This is a genomic window from Nocardioides sp., assembly GCF_034670285.1.
GTDB lineage: Bacteria > Actinomycetota > Actinomycetes > Propionibacteriales > Nocardioidaceae > Nocardioides.
In genome coordinates this window covers 1-5,641 of record NZ_JAXMNS010000258.1, presented here as the reverse complement: position 1 = coordinate 5,641, position 5,641 = coordinate 1, and the positions used below count along the sequence as shown (strand labels likewise).

5 protein-coding genes are annotated in these 5,641 nt (G+C 69.7%); 3 read left to right on the top strand and 2 right to left on the bottom strand.

The features are described 5' to 3' along the window. The coding region (locus VOI19_RS13155; RefSeq protein ID WP_323793416.1) for a GspE/PulE family protein at window positions 1–1,717 on the bottom strand (1,717 nt) is incomplete at its 3' end. A gap of 113 nt (window positions 1,718–1,830) precedes the next feature. Then, window positions 1,831–2,949 carry a PilT/PilU family type 4a pilus ATPase gene (locus VOI19_RS13150; protein ID WP_323793415.1) on the bottom strand — a complete coding sequence of 373 codons (1,119 nt, stop codon included), beginning with the start codon at window positions 2,947–2,949 and terminating at the stop codon, window positions 1,831–1,833. A 286-nt stretch (window positions 2,950–3,235) separates the two neighbouring features. Between VOI19_RS13150 and pilM the strand changes: the two genes are divergently transcribed. From pilM to VOI19_RS13135, 3 genes are all read left to right on the top strand, one after another. Further along, window positions 3,236–4,372: a type IV pilus assembly protein PilM gene (gene pilM, locus VOI19_RS13145; protein ID WP_323793414.1), complete on the top strand. Its 1,137-nt coding sequence runs from the start codon at window positions 3,236–3,238 to the stop codon at window positions 4,370–4,372. A gap of 1 nt (window position 4,373) precedes the next feature. Next, window positions 4,374–5,246: a hypothetical protein gene (locus VOI19_RS13140; RefSeq protein ID WP_323793413.1), complete on the top strand. Its 873-nt coding sequence runs from the start codon at window positions 4,374–4,376 to the stop codon at window positions 5,244–5,246. Next, window positions 5,243–5,641, top strand: a 399-nt coding sequence (locus VOI19_RS13135) for a hypothetical protein (RefSeq protein ID WP_323793412.1), incomplete at its 3' end; no start/stop codon positions are given. The genes VOI19_RS13140 and VOI19_RS13135, both read left to right, overlap by 4 nt.

The following is a 5,641-nucleotide window of genomic DNA, read 5'->3' as shown; positions in this document are numbered from 1 at the left end:
CGCGCAGGATCTCCTGGATCGAGGTCAGCCCGCGGCCGACCTTGTACCAACCGTCCTCGAGCAGGGTCTTCATGCCCTCGGATCGCGCGAGGCGCATGATGTCGTCGGAGGCGACGCGCTGCACTGCCAAGCGCTCGACCGACTCGGTGACCGTCATGACCTCGTGCAGCGCCATCCGGCCCTTGTAGCCGGTCGAGGAGCACAGGTTGCAGCCCACCGGCTGGTAGAGCGTCGGCAGGGGGTCACCCTGCGCATACGGGAAGTCCGGCACGGCGAGCAGCTCCTCGGCGGTCGGCACGTACTCCTCGCGGCACTTGGTGCACAGCTTGCGGCACAGCCGCTGAGCGAGCACGCAGTCGAGCGCCGAGCCGACGAGGAAGGGCTCGATACCCATCTCGATCAGTCGCGTGATCGCGCTCGGAGCGTCGTTGGTGTGCAGGGTCGAGAGCACCAGGTGCCCGGTGAGCGCGGCCTCGACCGCGATCTGCGCGGTCTCGTGGTCGCGGATCTCACCGATCAGCACGACGTCGGGGTCCGAGCGCAGGATCGACTTGAGTGCGGCGGCAAACGTCATGCCGGCCTTGTCGTTGGTCTGCACCTGGTTGATGCCCGCGATGCGGTACTCGACCGGGTTCTCGACGGTGATCACGTTGACCTGCGGGTCGGACACGATGTTGACCGTGGCGTAGAGCGTCGTCGACTTGCCCGAGCCCGTCGGGCCGGTCACGAGGATCATCCCGTAGGGCTTGACGTAGGACTGCTCGAAGCGGGCGAAGTTGGCCGGCGCGAACCCGAGGTCGTCGAGACTCATCTGGGCTGTGGAGTTGTCGAGGATGCGCATCACGATCTTCTCCCCGAAGACCGTGGGGAGGGAGGCGACGCGCAGGTCGATCTTCTTGCCCTCGTGGGTGACCGACAGGCGACCGTCCTGCGGCTTGCGGGTCTCGGCGATGTCGATGCCCGCGGTGATCTTGAGCCGGGAGATGACGGCCGCCTGGATGCTCTTGGGGGCCGTGTGGGCGTCCTTGAGGACGCCGTCGATGCGGTAGCGCACGCGCAGGCTGTGCTCACCGGGGTCGAGGTGGATGTCGGAGGCCCCGTCGGCGATGCCCTGCATGATCAGCAGGTTGACGAAGCGGACGACAGGGGCCTCGGCCGTGACGTCGCCGAGGGCGTTGAGCTCGTTGTCCTCGGCCTCGTCGGTCTCGGTGAGGTCGGTGGTGAGCTGGTTGAGCTCGCCGTCTGGCCGGTAGGTCCGGTTGACCTTGGCGGCGATGTCCTCCTTCATCGCGATGGCGAACTTGATGTCCGCGCGCGCCATACGCTTGAGGTCGTCCTTCAGGTTCAGATCGCGCGCCGCGGACGCCGAGGCCGCGACGACCAGCCGTGGCCCGTCCCAGCACAGTGGGATCACGTTGCGCCGTCGGCAGATGTCGCCGGTCAGCCGGGTCTGGGCGCCGCCGTCGATCACGTAGTCGAGGAGCTCGACGAACTCCATTCCGAGGACCTCGGTGTTGGCCCGTACGGCGTCCACCTTGGTGATCGCGCCGGTCGCCACCAGCACGTTGAGCAGCGGCTGGCGCTTGTCAGCAGCGACGACCTCGGCAGCGCAGACCTGCTCATCGGTGATCTTGCCGTGCTCGAGCAGGTTGAGCACGCTGGCGCTGCGGTCGGAGCCGGCCGGTCCGGTCGGCGGGGTCATGGCGGTCAAGGTCATCAGGGCTCCGAGTAGAAGGCTGGCGGACGGGTCTCGTCTCTAGGTCTCATCGGCCGGTCGGGGGCCCGACACGAGGGTTCAACCGGCGGAAGTTCTGCGGCTGACGGGCGACCTCAGGCCGCGTCGACCACCTGGGGGCTCATCCCGGCCCGCTTGAGCTGGACGGCGAGGTCGTGCGGGTTGGTGGAGGCGGCCTTGGCGGCCGCGACCGTGATCTGACCCGACATCGTCAGGTCGACGAGGTGCTGGTCGAAGGTCTGCATGCCGTAGTGGCGGCCCTCGGCGACGATGTCGACGATGCCGTGGGTCTTGTCGGGGTCGGCGATGGCCTCGGCGATGCGCGAGGTGTTGACCAGCACCTCCATCGCGCACACCCGGCCGGTCCCGTCCGCCTTCGGCACCAGACGCTGGCACACGATTCCCTTGAGTGAGGCCGCGAGGGCAAGACGGATCTGCTTCTGCTCGCTCGGCGGGAAGAAGTCGATGATGCGGTTCACCGTCTCGGCGGCGTCGGTGGTGTGCAGGGTCGACATCACGAAGTGGCCGGTCTCGGCCGCCGAGGCGGCGGCCCGCACCGTCTCGACGTCGCGCATCTCGCCGATCAGGATGACGTCGGGGTCCTGGCGCATCGCGGCGCGTAGGGCCACCGAGAAGTCGGTCGTGTCGAGCCGCAGCTCGCGCTGGTTGATCGAGGCCACCTTGTCGGCGTGCAGGATCTCGATCGGGTCCTCGATGGTCAGCACGTGCACCGGCTTCGTGGTGTTGATCAGGTCGACCATGCCGCCGAGCGTGGTGGTCTTGCCCGACCCGGTCGGGCCCGTGACCAGCACCATCCCGCGGCTGTGCAGGGCGAGCTCGCTGATGACCGACGGCACCCCCAGCTGCTCGAGGGTCAGCGGCGTGTCGGCGACCCGGCGGCAGATCAGGGCCACCGTGCCCCGCGCGCGGAACGCGTTGGCGCGGAACCGTCCGAGCCCGTGCAGCGAGATCGAGTAGTCGGCCTCGTTGGTGTCGGCGAACTTGCGGCGTGTGTCGGCGTCCATCGTCTCGGTGATCCACTCCTCGGCCTGCTGCGGGGTCAGCGGCGGGTGGTCGAGCGGAGTGAGGACGCCCGAGATCCGGATCTTGGGCGGCGAGGCGACCTTGAGGTGCAGGTCGGAACCCTTGTGGTCGACGAGCGCCTGGAAAAACGGCGTCAGCTGGAGCGGGGTCTGCTGGGTCTGCTGGTTCATCGACAGCCTTACGACGGGGGCGGCGGGTGCCTGTGTCCCGGGGCGCGCGGAGGCCTGCCCGGAACGGGTCACCCAGACCATCGGCTCGCCGTCGGCCCGTCTAGAGGCTTGGGCACGCGTTTGTCGTCACCGCGCGTGAAATGTGCCGAGGTTTTCCTCTGTTCCGGTCAAGCAGCCGCCCCCTCCCCCCGATAACTGCTCTGAGAAGGCCCCAGTCCCCGCGTGCGGACGGGGCGTCACGTCGAGACCCGGCCCCCGCCGGGACTCATCAGCTCGAGGAGTACGAGTGGGACGCACGTTGGTCAGCCTGGACATCGGTGGCTCCGGCGTCCGCGCCATCCAGTTCACGCCCGGCCGCAACGGCCCCGTCGTGGAGAAGGTCGCCGTCGCCACGCTCCCCACGGGGGTCGTGGTCGCCGGTGAGATCCGCGACCCCGCCGCGGTGAGCCTGGCGCTCAAGGAGCTGTGGTCAAGAGAGAAGCTCAAGACCAAGAAGGTCGTCTTCTCCCTGGCCAACAGCCACGTGCTGGTGCGGCAGATGGACCTCGAGTGGCTCGCCCCCGACGACTTCCGCAAGTCGCTGAAGTACCAGGCGGCGGAGTACATCCCGATGGACATCAACGAGGTCACGGTCGACTACCACGCGCTCAAGGACTTCGAGACCGTCGACCCGGTCACCGGCCAGACCCGGCGGATGCTGCAGATCCTGCTCGTGGTGGCCTCCAACGAGACCCTCGACGGCTTCGTCACCGCGCTGCGCGGGGCCGGGCTCCAGCCGGTGCGCGCCGAGATCAGCCCCTTCGCCCTGGTGCGGGCCGCCAACCCGGCGCCTGGCTCGGAGTCGGCGGAGCCGAGCGTCGAGGTGCTGCTCGAGCTCGGCGCCCACGTCGCCAACCTCGTGATCCACGAGGGTGGGCAGCCCCGCTACGTCCGCATCATGACCGGGCAGGGCGGCGAGGTGCTGACGCAGGTGCTGCGCGACCGCTTCGAGTGGTCCCACGAGGAGGCCGAGCGCACCAAGATCGCGCTGGGCATGCCTACCTCGCACCCCGCCGGCGCCGCCCTCGGGGTGTCGGACACGGTCTTCGGTGGGGTCGCCACCGCCACCGTGCCTGGCGACGAGCACCCCGCGCAGACCGTCATCAACGAGTCCGTGTCGCGGCTGATCGGCGAGGTCCGCCAGACCGTCGACTTCTTCCTCACCAGCGGCAGCAACATCGGGTCGCTGTCGCGGGTCGTGCTCAGCGGCGGCGGAGGCAACCTGGGCGGCTTCGCGCAGCGCCTCGCCTCCGAGCTGCGGGTGCCCGTCGAGTTCGGCAACCCGCTCGACCACGTCCCCAACAGCCGGAAGGTGAGGGTCCCCGAGGGGGTCACCCCCCAAGAGCTGTCGATCGCCCTCGGGCTCGCGATGGGAGCCAACTGACATGGCGCTGATGACCAAGACCGACGCCAAGCCCCCGCGCGGGCAGCGCTCCGCCAAGGCCGGCAACGCGCCGGCCGGCAAGGACGGCGACAAGTCCAAGGGCAAGGCCAAGGCCGGCCCGACCCCCGAGCAGTTCGTGCCGACGCTCCCGGGGGTGAACCTGCTGCCGCCCGCCGTGATGAGGCAGGCCCGCGTGGAGCGGCTGCGCCGCACCTTCGGTGGCGCGGCGCTCGCGGCCGTGGCGGTCGTCGGAGCGGCGTACGTCCTGCAGGCCGGGGCGATCTCCTCAGCCAACGGCGAGCTGGCCTCCGAGCAGGCGACCGCGAGCCGGCTGGCGGCGGAGGTGACCGCCCTAACCCCGGTCAAGATCTACTACGCGACGGTCGAGGCCAACGAGGCGCTGATCCAGCAGACGATGTCGCGCGAGGTGCTGCTCTCCGACATCGTCGAACGCCTCGACGCCACGGCGCCAGACGACGTCAACCTGGGCACCATCGAGGTCACCGTCGACACCACCCCGGCACCGGTCGCGCCCCCGGTCACGGCAGGCGGCACGGCGGAGGCCGCGACCCCGGTCGTCCCGGTCGCGCCGACCTCCGGCGCGTGCCCCTCCCCCGACCCCTACCTGCCCCCCGGCGCGACGGCGGGGTGCATCACGATCAACGGCACCGCGGCGTCCCGCCGGGTCCTGGGTGACTGGGAGACCAAGCTCAGCCGGACCGACCTCTTCGCCGACCTGTTCATCTCCAGCTCGACCGCCGGAGCCGTCGAGGGCGGCGACGCGATCACGTTCACCGCCTCGGTGTCAGTGACCGACAAGGCCTACGCCGGTCGCTATGCCGACCCGGCGTTCCTCGAAAGGACCACGCCGTGAAGAACCTCGACAAGGTCGCGCTGACCAAGCTGGTCGGTGGCGCTATCGTCCTGCTCGTCCTGGTGGTGGGCTACCTCCTGGTGATCTCGCCCCGGATGAGCGAGATCGACGAGATCAAGGCCCAGACCGACTCCACACGTCAGAACAACCGGGTCGTCGCGATGACCATCGCCGACCTCGAGCAGAAGAAGGCCGGACTCGAGGACCGTCGCAAGGTCGCCGCCGCCCTGGCCGAGCGCTTCCCGTCGTCGGTGCAGCAGTCGGCGATGTTCGCCGACATCCGCGACGCGGCCGACCGCGCCGGTATCGCCGACGAGGACGTCACCGCCCTCACCCCGACCGTCCCGGTGGCCGTGGGGTCGGTCAGTGCGGACGGCGGCGCCACCCTGCCCCAG

Excerpts from the sequence above, each read along its gene's own strand:
- VOI19_RS13140 (WP_323793413.1), top strand. The coding sequence starts at position 4,374 with ATGGCGCTGATGACCAAGACCGACGCCAAGCCCCCGCGCGGGCAGCGC.
- VOI19_RS13150 (WP_323793415.1), bottom strand. The coding sequence starts at position 2,949 with ATGAACCAGCAGACCCAGCAGACCCCGCTCCAGCTGACGCCGTTTTTC.